Annotated in this window: 13 protein-coding genes; 11 read left to right on the top strand and 2 right to left on the bottom strand. The window is 36.4% G+C overall.

The genetic code is table 11. From position 1 onward, the window contains the following. Positions 1-48: 48 nt before the first annotated feature. Positions 49-723: a VIT family protein gene (locus ACHRV3_RS01420; RefSeq protein WP_395425603.1), complete on the bottom strand. Its 675-nt coding sequence runs from the start codon at positions 721-723 to the stop codon at positions 49-51. A gap of 1,291 nt (positions 724-2,014) precedes the next feature. Here ACHRV3_RS01420 and ACHRV3_RS01415 point away from each other — a divergent pair. From ACHRV3_RS01415 to ACHRV3_RS01395, 5 genes are all read left to right on the top strand, one after another. Beyond that, positions 2,015-3,562, top strand: a complete 1,548-nt coding sequence (locus tag ACHRV3_RS01415; protein ID WP_395434245.1) for a peroxidase, FMP-type — start codon at positions 2,015-2,017, stop codon at positions 3,560-3,562. A gap of 214 nt (positions 3,563-3,776) precedes the next feature. Next, entirely contained in the window at positions 3,777-5,261 is a 1,485-nt protein-coding gene (locus tag ACHRV3_RS01410; RefSeq protein ID WP_395434244.1) for a ferritin-like protein, read from the top strand. Between the two features lie 33 nt (positions 5,262-5,294). Then, entirely contained in the window at positions 5,295-7,595 is a 2,301-nt protein-coding gene (locus tag ACHRV3_RS01405; RefSeq protein WP_395434243.1) for a hypothetical protein, read from the top strand. Further along, the gene (locus tag ACHRV3_RS01400) at positions 7,595-8,980 is read left to right on the top strand and encodes a radical SAM protein (protein WP_395434242.1); all 1,386 of its coding nucleotides are present in this window, start codon (positions 7,595-7,597) and stop codon (positions 8,978-8,980) included. The genes ACHRV3_RS01405 and ACHRV3_RS01400 overlap by 1 nt, the downstream gene beginning before the upstream one ends. Positions 8,981-9,333: 353 nt before the next feature. Next, a complete protein-coding gene (locus tag ACHRV3_RS01395; RefSeq protein WP_395434241.1) occupies positions 9,334-10,836 on the top strand; it encodes an NAD(P)/FAD-dependent oxidoreductase in 1,503 nt (500 codons plus the stop codon). Here the strand turns inward: ACHRV3_RS01395 and ACHRV3_RS01390 are convergent. Next, positions 10,820-11,839: a hypothetical protein gene (locus tag ACHRV3_RS01390; RefSeq protein WP_395434240.1), complete on the bottom strand. Its 1,020-nt coding sequence runs from the start codon at positions 11,837-11,839 to the stop codon at positions 10,820-10,822. The two genes, ACHRV3_RS01395 and ACHRV3_RS01390, sit on opposite strands and share 17 nt — an antisense overlap. A 501-nt stretch (positions 11,840-12,340) precedes the next feature. Here ACHRV3_RS01390 and ppdK point away from each other — a divergent pair. From ppdK to ACHRV3_RS01360, 6 genes are all read left to right on the top strand, one after another. Beyond that, complete coding sequence (ppdK, locus tag ACHRV3_RS01385; protein ID WP_395434239.1) at positions 12,341-15,130, top strand: pyruvate, phosphate dikinase; 2,790 nt, start codon at positions 12,341-12,343, stop codon at positions 15,128-15,130. Positions 15,131-16,403: 1,273 nt separating this feature from the next. Then, on the top strand, positions 16,404-19,580 hold the full coding sequence (locus ACHRV3_RS01380; protein WP_395434238.1) for a SusC/RagA family TonB-linked outer membrane protein: 3,177 nt from the start codon (positions 16,404-16,406) through the stop codon (positions 19,578-19,580). Between the two features lie 12 nt (positions 19,581-19,592). Further along, complete coding sequence (locus ACHRV3_RS01375) at positions 19,593-21,017, top strand: SusD/RagB family nutrient-binding outer membrane lipoprotein (protein ID WP_395434237.1); 1,425 nt, start codon at positions 19,593-19,595, stop codon at positions 21,015-21,017. A gap of 151 nt (positions 21,018-21,168) precedes the next feature. Then, complete coding sequence (locus tag ACHRV3_RS01370) at positions 21,169-21,360, top strand: cold-shock protein (RefSeq protein WP_047777553.1); 192 nt, start codon at positions 21,169-21,171, stop codon at positions 21,358-21,360. Positions 21,361-21,662: 302 nt separating this feature from the next. Beyond that, positions 21,663-22,862: a sodium:proton antiporter gene (locus ACHRV3_RS01365; RefSeq protein WP_395442771.1), complete on the top strand. Its 1,200-nt coding sequence runs from the start codon at positions 21,663-21,665 to the stop codon at positions 22,860-22,862. Between the two features lie 353 nt (positions 22,863-23,215). Further along, complete coding sequence (locus ACHRV3_RS01360; RefSeq protein ID WP_395434235.1) at positions 23,216-26,368, top strand: hypothetical protein; 3,153 nt, start codon at positions 23,216-23,218, stop codon at positions 26,366-26,368. The last annotated feature ends 171 nt before the right edge of the window (positions 26,369-26,539 follow it).

The raw sequence follows: 26,539 nt of genomic DNA, 5'->3' as shown, positions 1-26,539 counted from the left end.
GCTTTCTTTAAGTTTGACTGTATTTAGTTTGATTAGTTTCGATGAAGGTTAATTGCCCAAAACATATCCGACAAGAGCTGATATCCCCATGACAAAAGTACTCCAGATACTGAGCCGGAGCGCTGCTATAAATATGTTCGATCCGCTTGCTTTTGCGGCCAGTACGCCGGATAATATCAAAAAAAGGATAGAGCAGGTGTATTGACAGAGTACCATTTCTTTTATAGGTGCCAGAATAACCACGAGTAGGGGTAGGAGTCCACCAACCATAAAAGACATCGCCGCTGCAAAAGCCGACATGAGTGGATTGACTTGTTTAATTTCATCTGTTTCTAACTCATCTCTGGTTTCAGTATCATAGGTAGTTGGAGACGACAGCTCTGCGACAACCTCTTTTGCCAGTTCTGTATTTATTCCTTTCTGGATAAAAATACGCGTCAATTTATTAAGTTTTTCTTCCGGCATCTTGTTGATTTCTTCATTCTCTTTTTTGAGATCAGCAGTTTCGATATCAGATTGAGAACTTACAAATACGTATTCTCCTGCCGCCATCGAAAGCGCTCCGGCTGTTAAACCTGCTACGGATGCGAGTAAAACCGGTTCGCGGGTTATACTGGCAGCAGCAACACCAATTGCTAAACTGGTTATAGACAATATTCCGTCTTTAGCACTAAGTACGGCTGCTCTGAACCAGCAGCTCCGGTTAATGTCGAGTTTTTCCATTTCCATGATTTTGATTATATACGGGGTTTAATTTGTACGGGATTGTAAATTGGGTGGGTTATGGTTTCATAATTTATCTTTTAGCTGTTTCCCTATTTGGATATCAGGTAGTTAAAAACTGTAATTGATTTGATTTTTTATGTAGCGCACTCTTTCAGCGAATCTTAAAGGTTCACGAAGGACTGTCGTTTTTATTTTTGAACGTGTTGATTTCTTTATAAATGCTTTTGAAAAGGATCATTAAGTAGCCTTTGAAAGTGCTACTGGAATTATAGCTTAAAAAATCTGCGGATAAGTAAGAATTAGGTACGGAAGACCTCGGAATTAAAGCTTAAAAGACTTTAATCGCACTAGTTAAAAAGGCTGTATATTATTTTTTCGCTGGTCCTAATTTCTAAAGCTATTATTGTGAAACTCTTAAAATTTGCAGTTCTTCTGGTTTTGATTAAGGTTATTAGGTGAAAGTGACTTGGTTATGGGTAAGCTTGCTATTTTACAGGTCTAAAATATGGATTTTCACATTGAAATTAACACGTTTATTTTAATTGTAAATCTTTTGTCTTTGAATGACAAAAATAGTCGTTGAAAGGAGTATTTTCTTCGAAAAAAATAGGAAAAAGAAGCTCTTTTTTGCCCACATAATATATAGGTAAAATAGTTTGTTTTTTTTCAAAAATGATTTAGATAATAACTAGAAATAATTGCAGCAGTAGTTCATTAAGTAGACTTTCACTTAATGAATCAGAATTGAGACCCCACAGCACAAACAATTTATTTTGTCATTAGTGACGTTGATAGCAGCAATGACAGGGGGTATCGACCGATTTAACGTACTGTATTTCGCAGATTTAGAATGAATCTAATTAACCGCATTGTACGAAAAACCAGTAAAACTACTTGGTCGTTTTTTAAAATTATGCTTTACTATTGTAGGAATAAATTTCTAAAAAAGCGGCATTACATTGTGATATAAAATTTTAAAGTCAACTACATGCAGTGCTTTTTTTTTTAGAAGTTAAATGGTTTAGTTTTTATTGAGGTAATCTACGGTAGTTATTTGTTTAATAACTATTTAAAATATTTATTATTCGTTTCATTTAAACAAGTAAATCAGTAGGTTATTCAATTAAATCTAACATGGAAAGAAATAAAAAAAGAATCAGAATCAATCTATTATAAGCATCAGGTCTTGAAACAACAATTTGCTGGATTACTATGACAACAGTTTGATTTTAAGACAAAACAACTAAGCCCCTTAACTACGCAAATTATTAACTTTAAAACCAATATTATGTTAAAACGTAACGATCTCGGAGACGAGATGCAAGAATCTCAAAAAATCGCAAGTTTCAGTGCGCAGGAAAATGAACTGGGAGCAGATCCAGGAGCCAATAATAACATATTAGAGAAGTTGATGAAGGGATATACAAAACTCGAAATCGACGACGCGCTTAGACCTTTTTACGAGCACAACCTTCAAAAAATTGTAGACGATGTAGACTACGGAGTTTTGGCAGCTTTACAAGGCACTTGGGTGAGCTACAATAATAAAGCTACTAATCCAACAGTAGACAGATTAATAGGAAGTGGAGTACATACGACTATTATGCCTTCGCCGGGTACAAATTCCGGAACTATTCCAGGGAAATATAGTTTTGATTGCCAACAGTATATCGAAAAACTAACATTCGATTTGGTTCCGGGAGGAGTTCGTAACCGTGGTGGTGCCAATGAACAATTTTGCGGAGCTGTAAAATACGAGCAAAGTGTCAAAAGTGTCAGTACTGAAAAAGAAAGCGCTGCTTTAAAATACACGCCAATTCACGAAGAAAACGGTATGTATTTATGGCTTAGTGACGTGTTTAATTATGCTGCCACCGAGAAAACCATTAAAGAAGACCGTGGTTTGCTTCCTGTAGCAGAAACGAATCCAAATAAAGATCTATATCCTGATGGTTACCCGGACGAAACCTTATTTTTAGTTTTAAACGATAAGGGAGTAAAAGAATACGTAACATTAGCAAACTTAAACGGAAGACATTATTATGCAATCTTGGCAGCTAAAGAACTTAAACCCGGAGCCGGTCAAACTGGTCCGTATTTTATACCTGATTATTCTATTTCTAGAAGTGGGGTAATTCCACACGGTAGTACGATAACTTTATTAGGAGATCTTGCTCAAGGGGATAATGGCTTTTTAATTAAAGGTGCACCACAATTTCCGGAAGGCAATGCTGCCTGGAAGTACGATCATCTGGCTATTTCAAGAACAATGGGAGGAGCCGGCGCAAGCGAATCAGACCCAATAAATCTTGATGCACCGCCACCACCATGGGTTTTTGAAACACTGAATCACGATACTGATCCCGAAGAAAACAAAATATATACGCAACGTATACTTGCTAATCCGTTATATCCTTATTCAGTAAGACCGGATTTGCGACTTCGTGATACGAATAAAGGACAAGAGATTACAAACCATGTCCTGATTCAAATGTCTTCCAAAAATAAAACAGGCGCACAAGGAGGAATTATAAATGTTCCTTTTGTGGATCGTTTTGTATCTACAGTCGAAATGAAAATGAATCTGTGGATTGAAACCGTTAAAGAAGACGGAAAAGAGTTTCTACAATTGCAATACGAACAAATTATATTCTTCGAATTTGCTTTTGGAGACAGCGGAGGCACAACAAGCTGGCCACACATACAAGTTAATACACTGCGTAAGATCGAAGATATTCCTGAAGATCAAAGACAGATAATTATAGATCAATTCTACAATACCGGTAAAAAAGATGCTGCTGCGGCCGCTGCCGGATGCCCGTATCATAAAGAATAAAAAACTTTAAAAATAAAACGCTACAGTGTCTTGTCATCAAGACGCTGTGGGGCTTTATTGCCTTTAAAAATCACACTTTCTTCCGCTTTTCAAGCATTTTTTTAGAAATTCTAAAAAGTATGGCTGTTCAAAAAAAAGTAACCTATCAAATGAATTGATTTGATACCATCTTATAGTACAAAGATTAAATAGAAATTTAACTAAACAACGTATTATGAATTACAATCAGAAAAGAGACCATTTTATTGCCCCAATATTAGAATGGGCCCAAAAGAATAAACCAAAATCGACTACTGCAAAAGGTATGTATTCAGCTGCTGCTGCTATGAGTGGTTGTGATCATCTGAAAAACGCAAAACCTTTTGAGGTACCTTCTCAGTTTACCGGAAAAGATTATATCACCATGTTGCTTCAGATCGATGCTGAAATTGAACAAGGACTTATGTTGCAATACCTGTATGCGGCTTATAGCATGGGCGGAAAGCAAATTCCGGAAAAGTATCAGGAAAAAGTGCATACGTGGCAAAACATAATTTTAGGTATTGCTAAAGAAGAAATGGGGCATTTTATCTCCGTACAAAATGTTTTGAAAGTGATAGGAGCTCCCTTAAATTTTGGAAGAGAAAGTTATCCTTGGGACAGCCCGTTTTATCCTTTTCCTTTTACTTTAGAAAAATTTTCCCTTAGTTCACTGGCCAAATACGTCTACGCCGAAGCTCCTTGCGAATGGCTGGAAAGTGATGATCCGTTGGCAGCCGAAATTGTAGCTTCTGTAGACGCGACTGTCAAAGATCCGCATACTGTAGGTGCTTTATTTATAGTTTTACTGCAATTAATTAAAGATCCAAAAGTAATATCCGATGAGACTTTTCAACCCGGAACCTACAACTGTCAGGCGAAGTTTGATGAGTGGGGCCGTGGCTATACCGGAGGAGACCGAGGAACTGATGGAAAAGGAATCTACACCAAAAGCCCGGATGTGTTGGTAGCGCCCTTATTATCTCGTGATGATGCTTATAATGCGTTGGCAGAAATAGCTGAACAAGGAGAAGGTATGGATACAAAAGAAGAAACAACACCATCCCATTTCGAACGATTCTTGTACATTTACAAAGAATACAAAACAATTTTAGAAGAAACCAATAACACTTTCGAGCCTTCCCGCAATGTGGCAACCAATCCTTACGTGGGTTCAAAAGTACACACAACAGAGTCCGGTACTTCACCTAAAAAAGTGGATAGCAATGCTATTACAGATCCTGAAGCCATTCTTTGGTCCGATTTGAGTGATCTTCGGTATCGTTTATTGCTTAACTACTTAAATCATAGTTTTTTATTGGATAATGGTTATAACAATTCTGGAAGCTTTTCGCCTCGTGGTATGATCATCAATTCGGCATTTGGAGAAATGTATAATTTAAGAAGTTTGGCAACTATTTTGGTTCAGACCCCAATCGCTAAAGATGGCGATGTAATGGGAGGACCGCCTTTTACACTTCCTTATACCTTTGATTTGCCTTTTGGAGAGCACAACCGCTGGAGAATGCACAGAGATCTTCTCGAGGCTTCTCAGAATATTATCGTAAAGCTAAAACACTTTCAAAATCAACCTCATATTCAATATTTGAATGGATTACAGGAAGCCGATCAAAAGCTACTACAAGTCATTGTAGACTTAACTGAAGAAGTTTCAAATTAATTCAATCCATTTAATAATTTAAAATACTACGATATGAAAATTATAGAATTAAGAATTCTTCCGCCGATCGCAATTGGCAGATTAGGAGAATCAGAGGAACCAATGGCGGCATATGATCTTCAATTATCAAAAGAAAAGCCACTAGATTACAGAGAAATTACTCCCGAAACGACTTTGACCGTAGATCCCGTTTCAGGAGAGCTAAAATCATATAATCCAACGCATATAAAATTTAAAGACGTTAAAACTCTGGCGGACAGAAATGGAAAAATACATCCCGTTTCTCCTTTTTTGGAAGTGTTTGCCATAACAGATCAAAAGCCGGATGAATTAGTACCGCTCACAGAAGCCTTGCTTGCTGAAGCCGGATTGAGTTTGACAGACATTAGTTGGGATGTAGATGTGGCCAACATTAAAATTTTCAGAAGAACGGGGGATGTAAATGATAAAATGTTCGCAAAAATCAACAACATTACCACACACGAAGCCAAACCATTATTAGCGGACTGCGCCAATTTCCTGGCCAGCAAAAGACTGCCGTTAGGTTCTATTCAATATATAAAACCAACTCCAGAGTTTCCCGAAATAAGGTTGCGCTATACACCGGCAGCAGGAAAAGTGTACGGTTCCGACAGATATAGAAAAACAGGTAACGGACCTAAAGACATAGAAAAAGATCCGACTTTCACAAGTGACGACCAAATACTGTATGATATCAGCGAAGGAAAAGGCAAATGGCGTGGTTACCAAGAAGGCAGTATAACTAATGTACTTTACACTAATCCGGCGCAAATTTTTGCAGGTTATTCGTATACCGATAAGGAAGGGGAAAGCTGGCAGGTAAGCTGGGGTTATATTGATGATGAATGTGATGGTTTTGTAACCGTTAAACTAAAAGTTTCAAGTGAAAAGACCCTAACCGCCAAAGCACATATTAGTGCCGGACCTCCTTCTTTTGCTCCTGATACGCTGCCGATTCGTGTAGTGTCAGATGAGCTCGAACAAATTATATTGAGTACAGATATAGAAGGAGAAGTAACGATAGAAGAAGCCGAAGAGATTATTCGCCGGGCTTTTGAAACCATTCGTTTGATGAATACCGCTATCATGAATGGCAATAGTTACGAAGGAAAACAAAATGTTGCCAGTACCATGGTACGCCAGAACACCAATGATTTTGGACGTTTCTTCGAACCTATTATGGCAACCTCTCTGGTAGACAATCTTGCTTTACAACTTTTACACGAAAGAGTGTTCAACGGATTAAGTTCCGGTGCATCACCCTGGTTTGGTGATTTATTGCGAAAACCGACAGAAATTGGCGATTTGTCCAGTAAAGCACTCCGAAAAATGCCTGCTTTAATGCGTGGTGCCGATGGTAGGTCACTTACTTTTACCTACCGACAAATCAATATGATTATTAAGGCAGCAAGTACTTCGATGTTCAAGGATATCAATCCGGATACATTGCCTGTAAGTTATGGTTCAGCATTTAAAGCCAACAATTTAACAGCGCAATTGCACTACAGAGGAACAGGAAACCCTATTGCTGTTTTGCCAAGAACGGCCATTTCGAATTGTTTCCCGGGACTGGAATTTGATTTCAGAAATCTTTGGAGAAGAGCCTTTAACGGAATTGTCCTTATCGAAAACAATAACTACGTACTAGAGGCCACCGAGGATAAATTCAAAAATTTAGTAAAACACCGTTTGGTTGCTATAGAAGGCCAACCTACCATGGTGCAGACTTTTGGACCTTTATTCCCCGATGGAGACAATGTACCTTTAAAAACAGATGCCAATCCAAATGGAGTTTCGTTTATGGAATGGTCGAACTCGATGGTTCATGTTTTACAAAAGCAAGGACAAGAAGTGGTATGTCATTTCACAGCAGAAGAGTCAACACAGGAAGTAGTAGTAGATTTAAAGGAATTAAATAATCCCGAAAAATATATTGCAGTTACCCTAGTTGTTAATACGATATTTGATGGCAATAGTGCCGCATTTTCAGATACCATTATAAAACCCGGAGAATTGACACAAGGACTTTGTGCGCCATGGCAAAATGATTATCGTGAATGTTCCTGCTATTATTGGGCTGCCAGTAGACCTGATTTCGTAAATATTGTTCCGGATGAAAATGGTTTAAGTACCGGAGATTTATGGATGTCTAAAAAACGAACCGGATCTTATATTCCGGATGATTGGGTAAATTCAAGATTGATTTCGTATCAGGATCTTTTTGAAAACTGGCAAGGAGAACTCAATTTTATCATAGCCGGAAAAGATGCGATACAAAGTGAGCCAGTAAAACCTAAATCAACCAAAAAGTAATGACGGGGGCAACAGAAAGATCCGTTAATGTGGGAATGAATGGGGCCATTGCAACCAAATTGGCACAGCTGATCGTTCCGCAATCCAGACCACGTTCTGCGACGGCACATTTGGTAAAAGGAGGACAATCGACTCAGATTTTTATTCCAAACGGAAGCCGGCTTTATACTATTTCTGAGGAAGTAGAGCAAAAAATAGCTTTTTTGATGGACGAAAAGAACGAAAAAGGCTTGCAAAACGAACTGATTCGTTTAGGGCTCGACGCTCCGGAATATATCACAGACGAGCCTTTGCAAAGTCCGAGATTACATGCTTTGTCATTGGCAATAGCGCAGAAATGTAATATGGGATGTACGTATTGTTATGCGGATCAGGGTGATTTTGGAGGCCCTACAAAAAATATGTCTTTGGAAACGGCTTTTAAAGCCATAGATCTGTTACTAAAAGAATGTCCCGAAGGAGGAAAAGCACAGCTAACCTTTCTGGGAGGAGAACCTCTGATTAACAGACAGGCGATTAGAGAAGCGACTGTTTATGCCGAAACAATGGCAAAGAAAAAAGACATACAACTCAGCTATTCGATTACCACAAATGGAACATTGGTCACAGAAAGTGATGCTGTTTTTTTTGAAGAATATGGTTTTTCGGTGACTATTAGTTTGGACGGAATAGGAGAGGATCATGATCGCAATCGCCCAATGAAGGGCGGTAAAGGAAGTTATAACACCATCTTGAAAAACATTCAGCCCTTATTGAGACTGCAGAAAAAAATGCAAGTATCGGCAAGAGTAACCGTAACACCCGAAAACACAAACCTTCCGGCTGTTTTGGATGAGTTTGTTCAGATGGGTTTTCATGGCGTAGGTTTTTCTCCTTTGTTAAGATCCAGTAATGGTCAGAACGAAATGAACAAAGAACAGCTGGCGGTCATGTTAGAAGGGATGATTGCCTGTGGACTTAATTTCGAGAAAAATGTATTGGCAGGAAAACGCTATCCTTTTTTAAATATGGTAAATGCCTTGAAAGAAATTTCAAAAGGAACACACAGACCTTATCCCTGCGGTGCGGGGGCGGGTTATATGGGCGTGTCTGCAGACGAAGATTTATTTGCCTGTCATCGTTTTGTGAATGAAGAGGTTGGCAAAATGGGCGATTTAAATCAGGGCATACAACCGGATTTACAAAACAATTGGTTGGCCTCCCGACATGTAAATACACAGGATCCCTGTTCACAATGTTGGGCCCGTTACCTCTGTGGCGGCGGATGTCATCACGAAGTAATTGAAAAAGGAAGACCGGCTTGTGATTATATCAGATCGTGGTTATTTTACACCATACAAGCCAATGAAAGACTATCGAGATTAAAACCTAATTGGAATACTTAATTCAAGTGGCTTTTAAGTAACCTTTTTGAATTAGTTGAATCTATCTGACGAAAACACAAAAGGATTAATTTGCCTCTTGCTTCAGTTCAATGTCATTAAGTTAAGAGTTTTTTTCACGCAGATTCGGCAGATTTTGCGGATTTTCTTTTTCAATCTGCTAAAATCTGCGTGAGACTTTTTTGATAATCTTTAATTTAATGACATTGTGCTTCAGGAGGAGGCTATTCGAAATGATACTTTGCCAATATTTTAATTTTAACCAGAAATTTATAGTGTTATAATCCAGAAATGAGGTCTAGGCCTTATAATTTCAAACATAAAAGAACTAACAACTTAAATTAATTAATAGAAAAATGAAACGGTTACCTGAAATTTTCGACGTGTTTATTCTTGGCGCAGGTCCTGCCGGATTGTGTGCAGCGATCCGTTTATTAGAGATGGGATATACCGTTGGTATGCTCGAACAAGAACAATTTCCAAGACCACAAATAGGCGAGTCGCTTTCTCCGGGGATTCGGAATATTTTCGAATATCTGAATGCAAAACACCTACTGGAAGATCCAGCGTATTTAGAAAATTGTGCTGCCAAGGTCATTTGGGAAAACAAAGAACAGGTTTACAATCGTCCCGCACAAAGTAAGGGTGGAATAATTGTAGATCGAAGTAAACTGGATCAGGATTTGCTTGAATTCACGCTTTCCAAAGGATTACATATAATACAACCCGGAAAATTAAAACAAGCCCTAAATTCTGAGAACAGTTGGCTATTAGAAATAACAGCAGGTTTGGATGAAATTAAAATTAGTTCCAAAATAGTACTGGATGCAAGGGGGCGTAAAGGAACGCTTTTAAAAGAAAGAATGCCAATTGCTCCTTCAGCGGTCGCCGTTTGGACCCACATAGAAACGAACTCAGCCTGCAACGAGGCACTTATTGAAGCTATTGAAGAGGGTTGGTTATGGGGATCACCCGTTTGTGGAAATCGCTATCGGATTATGACTTTTACGGATCCGATTGCCCTAAAAAAGAATAGTGAATCCCATCTTTTGGAGGTCATACGCAAAACAAAATTATTCTCTCCATTTGTAAACGAAATCAGAGGTGAGGCTATAGAAACCTGTTCCGTTACTTCGTTTGTGAATCAAAACCCTTGGAACAACGGATTTATTAAAATCGGGGAAGCTGCTTTTACCTTAGACCCTTTGTCTTCAACCGGGGTAGAAAAGGCCATGCGTTTTTCTTTGCAAGTAGCTATTGCAATAAATACTTACCTAAAAGATCCGGATTCGCCACACCCAAAGGATTTCTACGAAGAAAAATTGATAGAATCAGTAGTAAGTCATGCGCATTGGACAGCTGATTACTACCGCAATGCATGGACTAGCCACGAAAAAACGGAGTTCTGGACAAAAAGAACTAATTTTCAACTCGATGTTTCGAAAAATGAAACGGATTTTACACTCAAATTGGAAAAAGAATTTAATACAAATGGTATACTTTTTGAAAAAAAACAAGAACCCATTCCGGTAGATTTTATTCTGTACCGTTTTTGGAATGAGGAAATTGTAGTTTCTCCACATGCAACGTTTAAAACGGTTTATGCCATTAGCAAAGACAGCATAGTCCTAAAAGAAGCGTTACTGCATCCTAACTTGGAGCGACCTTCCGTTTATTTGGATCAAATCGAATTATTTCCTTTTTTAAAGAACATAAACGGCAAAGTAGTTTCCAGTATAGTAGCGCATTTGAATACTACTATTGGAATAGAAAAGTCAAAAAAAATACTCGTTTTTCTTTTGTCCAATCACTTGCTTGTTGTCGATAAAAAAGAGCAAGAGTTTAATCATTATTTGTAAACCGAATCGTATTCAGGTCCAGAGTGTCGGCCTTCTGTGATGCAATTTCGTAGGTTATTTCTATTTCATTTTCCGATACAAATTCGATTTTCTTGTCACACCCTGTAGCACACGATTCTGCAATAATCGGGAAGTATAATTTTTTAGTTTTATCGTATCCTATAATGTTATGACGGAAGTAAGTAACAATTTTAAAATGATCATTTTCAATGACCTGATCTTTGTCGTAATTGCCATTAAACTGAAATAGATTTTCGGAGTAGTACGTACTTTTTACAGAATTCGGAAATGAAGATTCAGTATTGGCATTGTTGTCTAATTGCCATTTTTGTTCAAAGTTTTTATAATAATTGATGTCTTTTTCTTCTTCGGTCGGATTGTAAACCCACTTACTTTTATTCGCAAACTGATACAATTCTTTTTTTATTGTAGCATTGGCTTCTAAATTTTCATTTTTTAAAAACGCACCATCAATACCCTCATCAGATCTTAAAGTAGCCTGTCCGACATATTTTAAGGTATAGGATTTCAGATTAGTTACATTTAACATAATAAAATTTAAAATTATCTCGCGATCTCCATTGCCTTGTGAAGACTCCATTACAGCAAACAGAAAATAGTCTTCGTTTTGAATCTTTTTTCGCAAGAAGTGGTGCTCGTCAATATTGACATAATAAAATTCATCTGAAAGCAAAGTCTCTTTTTGAACGAATTGTAAACTTTTACCATTTTTTGCATATCTCGAAACGGTAAGTACATTTTTCTCCCCAACCAGGAAAAAAGGATTATCAGAACTGATTTCGCTGGCAGAGATTTTAACAACTTCCGTGCTGTCTTGATTGCTTAAGGTAAATAAAGTAGCGGTCTTATCGGAAGTTTCCTTTTCGATATCTTCTTTTCGAATAGTATCAGCTGTTTTTACTTTTTCTGTCTTTTGGTCTTTCTTGCAGGAAGAAAAAGTAAAAAAAGAGAGTAGAAGTATTAGGATCGCATTTTTTTTCATTGCTTTAAATTAGGGGCTATTCCAAGTTTTGAATCGGCAGGTTTTTTTAATCGTAATCGATGAATTTTGTACTTCTATCGGTTTAGATATACCAAATATAGAAAAACAGCTGTAATAAAAATCTTTTCTAATTCCACTAAGTATCTTGATGGTTACTTCGAACACCTTTTAGGTTCTTAAAAATAATACAAATAGAGTTTATTTGTTAAATTATTGCGAAATAACCTGTTTCTGTCTAAACGGTTTTCCTCGTTTATTGCCCCTGTCTAAAACCAATTTTACATCATTTTATCCTGAATTTACTGAGAATGAGTTAGTGTCAAGTTAAGTCCAAAGAAAAAAACGGTTATCCCAAAATTTAGGCTTAAATCACGAGATTTTAGTAAAATTAATCTTTATAGTAAATTAAATTTTTTTATAAAATAATTTTTTATTTATTTTACTACATCGATTTCGTAATGCGATAATCGCAAATAACTACTTAAACAAACAACAAAAATTATGACTAATTTACAAAAGACGGTATTCACTTTTGGCAGTAAAAAAGCCCAAGGTGATGCGTCAATGAAAGACTTGCTGGGTGGAAAGGGGGCCAACCTATGCGAAATGAATCTTATCGGAATGCCAGTTCCTCCCGGTTTTACCATTACCACAGAAATGTGCAAATTATACAACAGTGAAGGTAAAGTAGCCGTTTTGGCGAAGATCAAACAAGAAGTCCATGCCGCAATGCTACAGATTGAGGATCAAATGGGCAGTAAATTTGGAGACAATCTAAATCCTTGTTTGGTTTCGGTGCGTTCCGGTTCCCGTGCTTCTATGCCCGGTATGATGGATACGATTCTGAATTTAGGTCTAAATGACAAAGTGGTTGATGGATTGATCGAAAAAACCGGAAATCCACGTTTTGTATGGGATTCTTATCGAAGATTCATTCAAATGTACAGCGAGGTAGTCATGGGTATGAAACCAAAGAGCAAGGAAGACGAAGACCCTTTCGAAGAAATTATTGATCAATTAAAACACGAAAAAGGGGTAAAATTAGATAGCGAATTTACTGCAGATCATTTCAAAGAGATGGTTTCTTTATTTAAAAACGCCGTAAAACAATTTACTGCTACCGATTTCCCGACAGATCCTTGGGAACAACTTTGGGGAGCGGTTATAGCCGTATTTGACAGTTGGACCAATGAACGTGCGGTATATTACCGTCGATTGAATCATATTCCGGACGATTGGGGTACAGCCGTGAACATACAAGCCATGGTATTTGGTAATATGGGTGAAAGTTCAGCTACAGGAGTTGCTTTTACACGTGACTCGAGTACAGGTGAGAATCTTTTTAATGGAGAATATCTTATAAATGCACAAGGAGAAGATGTTGTGGCCGGTATTCGTACGCCTCAGCAAATTACGCTTGAAGGTTCCAGAAGATGGGCAAGTGTTGCAGCTATTACGGAAGAAGTTCGTGCTGAAAAATTTCCATCGCTTGAAGAAACAATGCCGAGTATTTTTCAGGAATTAATCGATATACAAAAAAAATTAGAGCTTCATTATAAAGACATGCAGGATATCGAGTTTACGATTCAGGAAGGTAAACTTTGGATGCTGCAAACGAGAAATGCAAAACGCACCGGTGCAGCAATGGTACGCATTGCTATTGACATGCACAAGGAGGGTCTCTTAGACGAAGAAGCAGCAGTATTAAGAGTGGACCCTAACAAACTTGATGAACTTTTACATCCTGTTTTTGATCCAAAAAGTTTAAATCAAGCCGCATTGGTAGCACAAGGATTGCCGGCATCACCAGGTGCAGCAACCGGACAAATTGTGTTTTTTGCAGATGATGCAGAACTAGGGGCAGAGGAGAATCGCGCTGTTATTTTGGTCCGTATTGAAACCTCACCTGAAGACCTGAAAGGAATGGTAGCCGCTCAGGGTATATTGACGGCACGTGGTGGTATGACTTCACACGCAGCCGTTGTGGCGCGAGGTATGGGGAAATGTTGCGTGTCAGGAGCAGAGCGTCTTCAGATCGACTATAAAAACAGAACGGTATCAATTGGGGATCTGGTACTGAAAGAAGGAGACTGGATTTCATTAAATGGTTCAACCGGTAAAATATACAAAGGCAAAATCGAAACTACTGCTGCAGTGCTAAGCGATGATTTTGATACCTTGATGGAAATGGCGGACAAATACGCTACCATGAAGGTCAGAACCAATGCCGATACCCCAAAAGACGCAGAAGTTGCGCGTCGTTTTGGAGCGCAAGGGATCGGATTGTGCAGAACCGAGCATATGTTTTTTGAAGAGGACAAAATCATGGCCATGCGAGAAATGATTCTTGCAGAAGATGAAGCCGGTCGTCGTAAAGCACTGACAAAACTATTGCCGATGCAACGCAAGGATTTAGAAGGTATTTTTGAAGCCATGAACGGACTTCCGGTAACGATTCGATTACTGGATCCGCCTTTGCATGAATTTGTTCCTCACGAATTGGAGAACCAAAAAGAAATGGCAGAAGAAATGCGTATTTCTGTTAAATCCGTTCAAGATAAAATTGCCTCGATGCACGAGTTCAATCCAATGTTAGGACACCGTGGATGCCGTTTAGGAAACACCTATCCGGAAATCTCCGAAATGCAGACAAGAGCTATTTTAGAAGCTGCAATAAATCTGAAAAAAGCAGGAATTAAAGCGCTTCCTGAAATTATGATTCCCCTAACCGGAACACTTGCCGAAATGCAAATGCAAAAGCAAATCGTAACGGAAACTGCAGAGAAAGTTTTCCTTGAAAAAGGAGACTCTATTGCTTATTCAGTGGGAACCATGATCGAAGTGCCACGCGCCGCACTTGTTGCGGACAGAATTGCAGAATCAGCAGAGTTTTTCTCTTTTGGAACTAATGACCTAACACAGATGACTTTTGGATATTCACGCGATGATGCGGGGAAATTCCTTCCGTTTTATTTGGAAAACGGCATTCTGAAAAACGATCCTTTTCAGGTTTTAGATCAAAATGGAGTAGGGCAGCTTATTAAAATCGCAGCAGAAAAAGGTTTGGCAACACGTCCTGACCTAAAAATTGGAATTTGTGGCGAACATGGTGGCGAACCATCTTCAATAGAGTTTTGTCATTTGGTAGGAATGAATTATGTGAGTTGTTCACCATTCCGAGTGCCAATTGCTCGTCTGGCGGCTGCTCAGGCTGCCATCAAAGAAAAAAAAAATTCTAATAAGGAAGTTAATAGTATAAAAAAGACAGAAGAAGATTTGGTTCTTCTTTAGTTAGTTTTTAGTTTGTTTTTTTTTAAAACAGTTGCAGGTATAAACTTGCAGCTGTTTTTTTTTGATGTAAAGTGAGTGGAAATCTCACAGAGTCGCGAAGTCGCAAAGTTTTAATGAAAATTAGAACGAAACTTTCAAATCCTGTGTCATTTCAAGAAACCCACTGTGAGAAAAAGGAAAACACAAGCAAAAGCCAAAAAATAAAAAGAAAAACTTAGCGACTTCGCGTCTTTGCGAGACTATAAAAGTGAGAAGCGAAGAAATAAGACTTAAAAAGCTTTGTTGAAAAAGTATAAGATCTGCTACTTCCAACACAAGCAAAAAGCTAAAAAATAAAAAGAAAAACTTAGCGACTTCGCGTCTTTGCGAGACTATAAAAGTGAGAAGCGAAGAAATAAGACTTAAAAAGCTTTGTTGAAAAAGTATATGATCTGCTACTTCCAACACAAGCAAAAAGCCAAAAAATAAAAAGAAAAACTTAGCGACTTCGCGTCTTTGCAAGACTATAAAAGCGAGAAACGAGGAAATAAGACTTAAAAAACTTTGTTGTAAAAATATAAGATCTGCTACTTCCAACAGAAGAAAAAAGCCTAACACCAAAAAGAAAAAAAACTTAGCGACTTAGCGTCTTTGCGGCATTATCAAATCCATATTAAGACCATTACGAGCTCTTTTTTAGTTCTAAACAGGTTTACAAAGAGTACTAATTTCTAATTCAATACGATCTGATTAGAAAAATTCCTACACATTACACAAAGTAAGCACAAGCATTAACTGTCTTATTGTTAGTGATTTGAAACATTCAGAATGAACGAATTAACATTTTTTTACAAAAAAAAACAACTAAAATTTTTGCTTTTACTTTTTTAATATACTTTTGTTCTATCAAATTAGTAGAATTTAAAATAAATCAAAAGACAACAGAAAAGATGGTCATCAAAGAGACTTTATTTTTAAATGGGCGGGGGTCATTTGGCTCTTTCATCTTTTAAATGTTATGATAATTTTAAAAGTGATAGTCTATACTTCTTGCAGAGTTTCAAATAAGATTGGCTTTTAATATTAGAGCCGAAATGCTATACAGATCAATTCAAATATAATAGTAATCCAAAATAGTTAAAAATGAAGAAACGAATGCGTTGCATGTAAAAAAAAACCATTTCTGCGGGAACAGAAATGGCTAAGCTTAAAGAAATTGTACATCTCTATAAGGATAGCGCGAGTGGATTAAATCCATTTCGGCCTGCCTTATTTATTAAACCAAAACAAAGTAATGAAAAAAATAATTAATAGCTCTATATGGTTATGCATTTTGCTAATTTCCATTGGAAGTATAGCGCAGGAGACAAAACCGTTAATCCAGTCCAAACTTGATGGAAAAGTGATTGATGCTGTTACAAAAGAGCCAGTTATCGGTGCTTCCGTAAATATTAAAGGCACTACACATGGGGTTGCAACAGATTTAGATGGAAATTTTTATTTCCAAACAGGTCAAAAATTCCCTTATACACTAATTGTAAGTTATTTGGGTTATAAAAAAGCAGAAATTGTGGTTACTGAAAACCCGATTACCATTTCGCTTACGGAAGAACAGAATGTGTTGTCGGAAGTTGTGGTTACGGCATTGGGAATTTCAAAAGAAAAAAGATCGTTAGGATATACTACACAATCTCTTAAAAATAAGGACTTAGCCAATACAAAAGAGTCGAATTTCCTGAATAGTCTTACCGGTAAATTGGCCGGAGTACGAATCACCAATTCGCAAGGAGATATGGGATCATCCCGCATTGTTATTCGTGGCGAAACCTCTATCGCCGGAAACAACCAGCCCTTATTTGTAGTAGACGGAATCCCGGTAGACAACTCACAGTTGAATTCTGGTGGAGCAACCCGTGATTTTAAAAATGCGATTGCCGATTTGAATCCACAGGATATTGAAACCTTAACCGTGTTGAAAGGACCGAACGCTGCTGCCCTTTACGGATCACGTGCGGCACATGGTGTAGTGCTTATTACTACGAAATCCGGAAAAGGTCAAAAAGGATTGGGCATCAATTTTAGTACCGGTATAACAATTTCAAAAGTAGCAACTTTACCCGATTTTCAGAATTCATTTGGACAGGGATCAAACGGGAAATTCAGTTATGTAGACGGTAAAGGTGGTGGAATTAACGATGGAGTTGATGAAAGTTGGGGACCAAAATTAGACGGACGTCTTATTCCGCAATTTTATTCCAATGGTGCAGCAGTACCTTTTGTAGCACATCCTGATAATGTGAAGGATTTCTTTAATACCGGAGTTACTTACGATAATAGTATTTCGATAGCCAGATCAGATGAAAAATCAGATTTTCGTTTAGGAATCAATAATCAAAAACAAATCGGGACCGTGCCTAACAGTGAAGTCAACAAAACGAACTTTACCATAAACACCAATTACCAAATATCTAAAAGTATAAAAATAGGAGTAACGGCCAATTATATTGTAACCACAGCTCCAACATTGCCGGGTGGACCATCGGGTAACCGTGCTGCCGGTGTGATGCTGCAGTTTCTTTGGTTCGGTCGCCAGGTCGATATCAATGAGCTTAATAAAGATTGGAACACCAACTGGAACAACAGCTATTACAGCAACCCGTATTGGAATGCCAATTATAATACCACCAGCCAACAACGTAATCGCTTAATAGGGGATATTCATTTGGAAGCCAAGATTGCGAGTGGACTTGATTTTAAATTCCGTACAGGAGTAGATTATTATAATGATCGCAGAAAATACACCATTAAATATGGCACAAACGGAACGCCATTCGGCTCGTATGCCGAAGACGCTTATACGGTTGAAGAACGAAATACAGAAGCGATCTTGCAATATAACAATAAACTGAGTGATGATTTTACTTTGGATGCTCTTGCAGGATTCAATGTACGTAATCATAGTGATGCTAATAACTATCAAAAAGCACCACGTTTGGCTGTACCAGATTTGTACACCTTGACAAATTCGCGTGATCCGTTGACATCATCAAACACGTTTTCGAAATTAAGAGTGTATAGCGGGTATGCTTCAGCACAATTGGGTTATAAAAATTACGCTTATTTAAACCTGACGGGGCGAAATGACATATCGTCGACATTACCAAGCAGTAACCGTTCTTATTTCTATCCTTCGGTAAGTGGTAGTTTAGTGGTATCCGAAGCCTTGAATTTGAAAAGCAATACACTTGACTTCTTAAAGTTGCGTGCAGGTTGGTCGGAAGTAGGGAATGATGCTGATCCTTATCAATTGGCTACTGTTTACAATTTTCAAAGTGCATTCGATGGAAATCCAATTCAAACTTCCTCACAAAAGAAACTTAATACGGACCTGAAACCCGAAACAACCCGCTCAACCGAATTGGGGATAGAATCTTCTTTCTGGAAAAACAGACTGCACCTGGATGTTGCTTATTACAACACCAATAGTTTCGATCAGATTTTGGAGATCAAAACAACAGCTGCCAGTGGTTATAATTCACAATTAATCAATGCAGGTAAAATAAACAACCGTGGTTTAGAAATTCAATTGGACGGAACTCCCATTCAAAGTGAAAATTTCAAATGGAATATTGGTTTAAATTATTCAACCAATAAAAGTAAAGTAGAAGTTTTGGATTATGAAGGAAAGATTAAAAACTACACTATCGGTTCTTCAGGAGGTGTTGATGTATTGGCATCGGTTGGACAAGCTTATGGAGCACTTTATGGTACAGCTTACCAACGTGATGCAAACGGAAATATAGTAGTAGGCGCAAACGGATTGCCAAAAGCTGATCCACAAAAGAGAGTATTAGGGAATTATACCCCGGACTATCTGGCCGGAATTACAAACACATTGACCTACAAAAACCTCGAATTGTCCTTTCTTGTTGATGCCAGTGTAGGCGGAGAGATTTTTTCAGGAACGAACAGAACAGGAAATTATACGGGTGTACTGGCGCAAACCCTTCCAGGTCGTGATGCTGCCAACGGTGGATTAAATTACTATTATTCAGGGAATACAAAAACCTTATTAACAGGTGGAACTGCTCCAAACGGGGTACCGGTATATGATGATGGAGTTATTTTCAATGGTGTTTACGCCAATGGAGCTCGCAATACTCAGGTGATTAGTGCGCAGGAATATTACAAAGCCTCTTACAATATCAGTGAAGCCTATGTTTACAGTTCGACTTTTGTAAAATTAAGAGAAGTGAAACTCGGTTACAATTTTGATAAGAAGCTAGCTAAAAAACTTGGATTAGCAGGAGCAAGTGTTACTGCTACAGGTCGTAATCTGTTTTTTATTTACAAAGATGCGCCAAATATCGACCCTGAATCGGCTTTTAACACCGGGAATGCGCAAGGACTTGAAAGTTTATCGTTGCCAACCACCAGAAGTTTTAGCCTTAATGTTAATCTTAAATTTTAAAAATACCGAATCATGTTAAAAAAACTATCCTATATACTTCTATCTGCATTAGCATTAACCTCCTGCAGTGATACTTTGGATGATATTAATAAAAATCCAAATGCTACAGAGACACCATTGGCGCCCTTCCTTTTAACAGGAACATTAAAACAAGGTGCCGACTTATACTGGGGCTCTGACAACAACTTTAACTCGTCTTTGTTATTTGTACAACATTGGGCTAAAGTTCAATATACCGAACCCGACCGATATGATGTGTCGAACAATTCTTTTACTTATTTGTGGAATGCCGGTTACTCTACTTTAATTACAGATTTGAATACGATTCTGAATTTTCCGGATCAGCAAGCCAATTCAAATTATAAAGGAATCGCACTGACCTTACGTTCCTGGACTTTTTTATTATTGACCGACGCTTACGGAAGTATTCCTTATAAAGAAGCAGGCCTAAAAGTGACGCCGGCATACAATATTCAAAAAGAAGTCTATACCGGATTACTTGAAGATTTAAAACGTGCTCAGTCCTTATTGGCTACAACAAACGGAGCAGTAACGGGTGATTTGGCTTATAAAGGCAATATCTTAAAATGGAAAAAGCTGGTCAACTCCCTTCGTCTGCGTATCGCTTTGAGAATATCAGACAGAGAACCTGCTTTGGCTAAACAAGCCGCAATTGAAGCAACAACTGATGCTGCGGGGCTAATTAGCAGTAATAGCGAAATTTTTCAGTTTCTTTACACCAGTTCGCCTCAACAAAATCCGGCATCGGCCTGGTTTGAAACACGTGATGATTTTCGTATCTCAAAGACCGTAGTAGATAAGTTAAAGGAATTGTCCGATCCACGTTTACCTGTATATGCTCAGTTACCATCAGATGCGAGTGTAGGTAAGTACGTTGGAGGCGCTAACGGATTATCAAACAGTGATGCCAACAGTCAGGGTTTTGCTAAAACATCAAAACCGGGTTCGTATTTCTTAACCTCGGCATCACCGGCTGTACTGGTTTCTTATTCTGAAGTCCTGTTTAATCTTTCTGAAGCGGCTGCACGTGGTTACATTGCCGGAGACGCAGAACAGCTTTATAAAAGTGCGATTACGGCATCATTCAACCAATTTGGGATTACCAATGCAACCATTATTTCAGATTATTTGGATCAGCCGACCGTAAAGTACGATGCCGCCAATTACGCCAAATCAATAGGCACACAAAAATGGATAGCCTTTTTTGGACAAGGTCTGGATGCCTTTGCAGAGTGGAGGAGACTCGACTATCCGGTACTGACAGCGGGTCCGGCTACTGTTTTAGACGGGCAACTGCCTTCTCGTTTCTTTTATCCGGGTACAGAACAATCGCTAAACGGAACCAGTTATCAGGCAGCAGTTGCTGCTCAAGGAAAGGATTTGCTTACAACAAAACTGTGGTTTGACACCAAATAAATTAGAACAAAAAAAAGCTCAGAGTGTAACTGAATCTTAATTATAATTGTTTAGATTTGAAAATGAATAAAATATTTCAACATAAGTTATTATTTTCAGAATAGTACTGTTAAAAATATTATATTTGTATTTAACAAATAATTATTTTAAGATGCAAGAAGGTACAGTAAAATTCTTCAATGAAGAAAAAGGTTTTGGATTTATTACACCAAAGAATGGTGGAAATGAGGTCTTTGTTCATGTTTCAGGTCTAACAGAAAACATTCGTGAAAACGATGAAGTTCGTTTCGAGATTGCTGAAGGTAAAAAAGGCCCAAACGCGGTAAATGTAGTTGTACTTTAAAGTCTTACTGAGCGTATAAAAAAAGCATCTGTTACCGGCAGATGCTTTTTTTATGCTTATAATTTGCCGTGGTTTCTTGCTCCTTTTTTATTCTTTGGCAGCATTTATTTATCGCCTTTATAGATTTATTTATTGTAAAACTAAATAGAAATCAAACGATATAACTCTTCAGATTACCACTAAAATGGGCATATCACAGGATTTAAAGTGAACTTTACAACAGTATCCCTCATTTTTTTGTATATTGAATTTTAAAGTTGTGCTGCCGTGTCTTTTTTGCATTTCCTAAAAACGGCAAAATTTTGAATTCCATATCACTGGAAAAATATTTTGTATTTATGATAATTTCTCTTTGTTTGCTTGTTTTAGTTGCCTACGCTTTTGACTTAAGTTCAAAGCGAACCAAGATACCGACCGTAATTATATTGTTGCTTATGGGGTATTGTTTGCGTTATGCAGCACTTTTTTTAGAAATAGAAATTCCTAATCTGGAACCCTTATTACCTGCAATAGGAACCCTCGGATTGATTTTAATCGTATTGGAAGCGGGATTGGATTTAGAGCTCAATAAAAATAAAAAGGCGATGATTTCAAAGTCCTTTTTATCCGCTTTAATCCCCTTATTATTTCTATTTCTGATAATTGGTTTTGGGATTAACTATTTTACGGGTGCCTCCATCATTAATAGTTTTATAAATGCCATTCCGTTTTGTATTATCAGTAGTGCTATCGCTATTCCTAGTGTTCAGAACCTTTCCGAAGACAAAAAAGAATTTGTAGTTTACGAAAGTAGTATGTCTGATATCTTAGGGGTTATTATTTTTAATTTCTTCTTATCCAATGATACTATTGGATTGGGGTCATTTATAACTTTTATTGCTCAAGTCGTGGTTATGCTGCTCATATCCTTAATAGCTAGCATCGGTTTAGCTTTTGTGATCAAAAAAATTGATCATCACGTAAAATTCATTCCCATTATGGTCATGATAATTTTGATCTATGAAGTTTCTAAAATTTATCATTTACCGGCTCTTATTTTTATCTTAATCTTCGGTCTCTTCTTGAACAATCTGGATGAGTTAACGCATTTTTCATTTATAAAAAAACTGGAACCCAAACGATTGAATATAGAAGTTCACCGATTTAGCAAATTAATAGGTGAAGTTGCTTTTCTGATCCGAACGATATTCTTTTTACTTTTTGGGTATACTATTACTACAGAAACGGTATTAAATACCAGTACTTTGCCTTTTGCAGTTGGCATTGTAGCAGTCATTATTTCTATTCGTTTTATTCAACTTAAAGTTTCAAAAACACCGATTACTCCTTTACTTTTTATAGCGCCACGAGGTTTAATAACCATTATGCTTTTTTTATCGATACCATTATCCAAGAAGGTTGGTTTTATTAGTAACTCCTTATTGACGCAGGTGATTATTTTGAGTGCTATCGTAATGATGTTGGGGTTGATGTTTGCGAAGGAGGATAGGGTTGTGGGGTAGACCTAAAGCCTTCCCAATATTAAAAAAATTGTATCTACCCTCGTTTTCTGAACGCATTGAAAAGCTCAATTCTTTCGAATTGAGCTTTTTAGTTTTGTGACTTCGACTAAACAAATTACAGACCAATTTAAGAAGGATTTGAAGCGATTGACTTACTATATGTAGCGTTTGCCTTTTATTGCCTTTATTAATATGGCTTGAATGTCTTGTTGAAAATTGAATAAATCACAATTCTAACTATTTGAAAATAAGTGTTTATACTCGACTACATTTCGCCGAAGAACTTTATATTTGATATAGTATTTAGATTTTTTTAACAAGAGAATCTGAGCATAATCTTAATTCTATCATTTATGAAAAAAAAACTACTCTTACTGTTTGCATTATTTTTTAGTCTAACCATTTCAGCACAGGTAAATCCAACCCTAGCAGTAGGGTTAGAGAAACTAACAATGAATAAAGGAACAATTGATGTCGAAGTGTTGACTGAAATCATTATGAGTAAACAAAAGGAGCTTAGACAGGAAGCGCTTAGAAGGTTTATGTACAGATTATTCCCCGAAGCAAATTTTACAACTAAATATTATGTTCAGAATTGTCTCAATGTACTTTTAAATGAAAAGAACCCGCAGGTGATTGAAAAAGAGATACTGGAACTCACTACAAATTATTCCCTTTCCTTAGGAGTAGCATACGCTATATTGAAATCTCCCGAGAAGCAGCTTTTTGATATGAATTACGCTTATTCTAAGTATAAAATTTCATCCCCTTACAATCAAGATATGATTATAAAGCAAAGGGAAAATCATTATAAAAAGAATGATAGACGGAAGGACTTAAATGCATCAATCAATACACTTGAAGGAGAAGTAGAAAGTGGTCTTAAAGTTATAAATACTTTGAGCGAAAATGATTTTGCCAGTTTAGTTAAAAAAAAGAATGATCTGATAAAACTTAAAAAAAAATTAGCTCGTTTGAACTTAAGGGAAAATATTACTAATGATAAGGAAGCAATTATCGCATTAAAAAAAACTGAAAGCCTGAAGATTATTGATCAAATGTCGTCAAACAACGCCATTAAAAGCATTGATTCAGTAGGGTATTATTTATCAGAATTCAAAGATTATCTTCAATCGGGGAATAACATTATACAACTAAATAATTATTTGATAGAAATTAACAATTCAATTGCAAAATATGAGAAGTTGCTGAAGATGGAAATTCAATTAAACGATGAACTTAATAAACTAGATGGAAAAAACACAAAAGAGAAAGCTGAACTTAAAGAAAAAATCAGCAATTTAAAAATTGCTGAAGAAAAGATAATATTAGACAATAAAGTAAAAAATATAACGAAATATTATATAGAGATTCCTTTTGGAATTATTCTCGACGTTGTAAGTCTTTCTTTGTCAGATATTCCTGAGTTACAAAAGAAAGGTTTTTTCAAGAATAAAATTGATTATCGGACAAGTGAATTTTATTCAGGTCTAGAGAGTAAAACAAATCTAGTAAAAAAGGACGCTACCGATTTTAAGAAAAGTCTCGATAGTATGAAAGTTTATGTTTGCAGAAAAATTACGCCATATGTAAAAAATTATGATGTCATTAATGAATTTCTTAAGAAAAACAAGGGTAAGAAAGTAGTTGATATTATGAAGAATTTACAAGGTGAGAGTATTGCACTTATTGCTCCAATGTTAAATGAAAAATCATGGAAAAGCAAATATTCTTATATTAATGATATGCTCAATCAAATAAGAAATTTGGAGAGCGAAATTAGTATCATAAATGCTGATAGACTAAGGAGTAGACCAAATGTTGAAGAAACTTTAAATGTGAACTGTGAGAGTGACTGCGGAAAATTAACTATACTGGCTTACAACGATTATGTTCAGATTCAGAATATTTTAACATCGTTTAGAGAAGAATTTAAGGATCCTTCTGTTCAAAATCAAGTGGATGCTATAATAAAAGATTTTTTGAAAGTCAAAGCTCAATTTAAGTTCTCAAGTAATTCGATACCAGATCTAAAACATTTAGACGCGACAAGTTTTCCAGATGAACCCACCATAAAAGTGATAAATGAATATATTGATAAAATAAATAAAAAAATAAAAAAACGTAATTCTTCAAATAATAATGATAAAAATAGTTTAACTATAGATGCCCTAAATTCAATACTTGAACTTGATAAATATCTTAAACCTTTACCTAATAATGAATATCTGAGCGAAGCTCTCCAGATAAATTCTTGGATTGAAGGAAAGTTTGTAACTGCTGATATATCGAATTTAAAAGCGGGGTTTGAAAAAAATCAGACTTTCATGCTGGCTCTAGATGTTAAGATTGGAGTTAGAAATAGAAAAATTAAGACTATAAAAGAAAGTAACAGAAAAAATATTGATAATAATTATAACAAAATTGCAGAGTCAAATGATTTTTACAACGAATATTTAACTACTGTATTAGATGAAGTTACAACAGGTAATGACTTTGATATTAAAGAAGTAGATTCAGCAACTATTGCTAAGGCTTCTGTTATTCTACCAAAAATACACGCTACAATAAAGTCTCTCATTAATAATGATGATATCCATATGAGTGATATCGTTTATTTAGATGAGTACATATCAGAGAAAATGATAGAACTTAAGGTTAGAGATCAAAAAAATGATGCTCTTTATGATGCAATTATTTCCCATACAAAAATTATAATTCCCTTTCTTAAAATAAGAGCATTACAGGGAATAAAAGGTATTGGAAATTATGATGAAGAACTTATGAATCTCTTTGAGTTTATTTCCAATCTTAACAACCTCGATAAGGCAGAAACATATCAGAGTATCGTTAATATGTTACGAGATGGAAGTAAAAAAGTAGAAGATAATCTCACAGCTGGTGAATTTAAAGACAGCTACATACTTTTTATCAATGCCATGAAAAAATATACTTTAATTAATCCAGCAGAGGAATATGTCGAAATAGACGTCGTTTCATTTTTAAATGAGTTGCAACAATATTACAACAGGAATAATAAAGCAGTTTTTTCACTTTATCTCAGTCTGGGATTAGATCAAAATTTCTTTTTTAAAAACTTCAAAATTTCAGATACAGAAACAATTAACAACATTAGTTTTGCGTCAGAAAAAATAGGAGTAAAATGGCGTATTGCGAATTTCAAACGCTTTGAAGGATATGAAAATGTAGTTAAAGATGACGTTTATCTTAATAAAAAAGCTCCTTTTATAAATGAAATATATAGCATTGTTTACGGATCAGGATTACTCTACAATGTGGCTAATACCACTACTAACGAGAATTTTGATTTTCCGCATGTTGGTGTAGGAGTCGGGATGCGATTTTATAATGCTTTAGATGTTAATTTAATTCTAGGCTTTCCATTTGTTAAGGATTATAATTTTGGAGACAATGCTTTTTATGGTTTTGGACTGGATATTCCATTGGGTGAATATTTGGAAAAATTGGGAAGTAAAAATAAATAAAAAGAACAATTGGCTGATTATTTAAAATTAAAACTGCAGAATAAAATTAGATCATAAAAAAAGCTCAATTCTCTCGAATTGAGCTTTTACTTTTATAACTTAAGTATTGCTGAAATATCTTAAAAAGTTCCCTTACAAAGTCGTAGCTTTTAACTAAAATAACAAGCATTA

Origin of the sequence: Flavobacterium sp. FlaQc-49, from assembly GCF_044005985.1 — a bacterium.
GTDB classification, from domain to species: Bacteria; Bacteroidota; Bacteroidia; order Flavobacteriales; family Flavobacteriaceae; genus Flavobacterium; species Flavobacterium cupriresistens.
The sequence above is the reverse complement of the archived record's forward strand: the minus strand, read 5'-3'. Positions and strand labels throughout refer to the sequence as shown.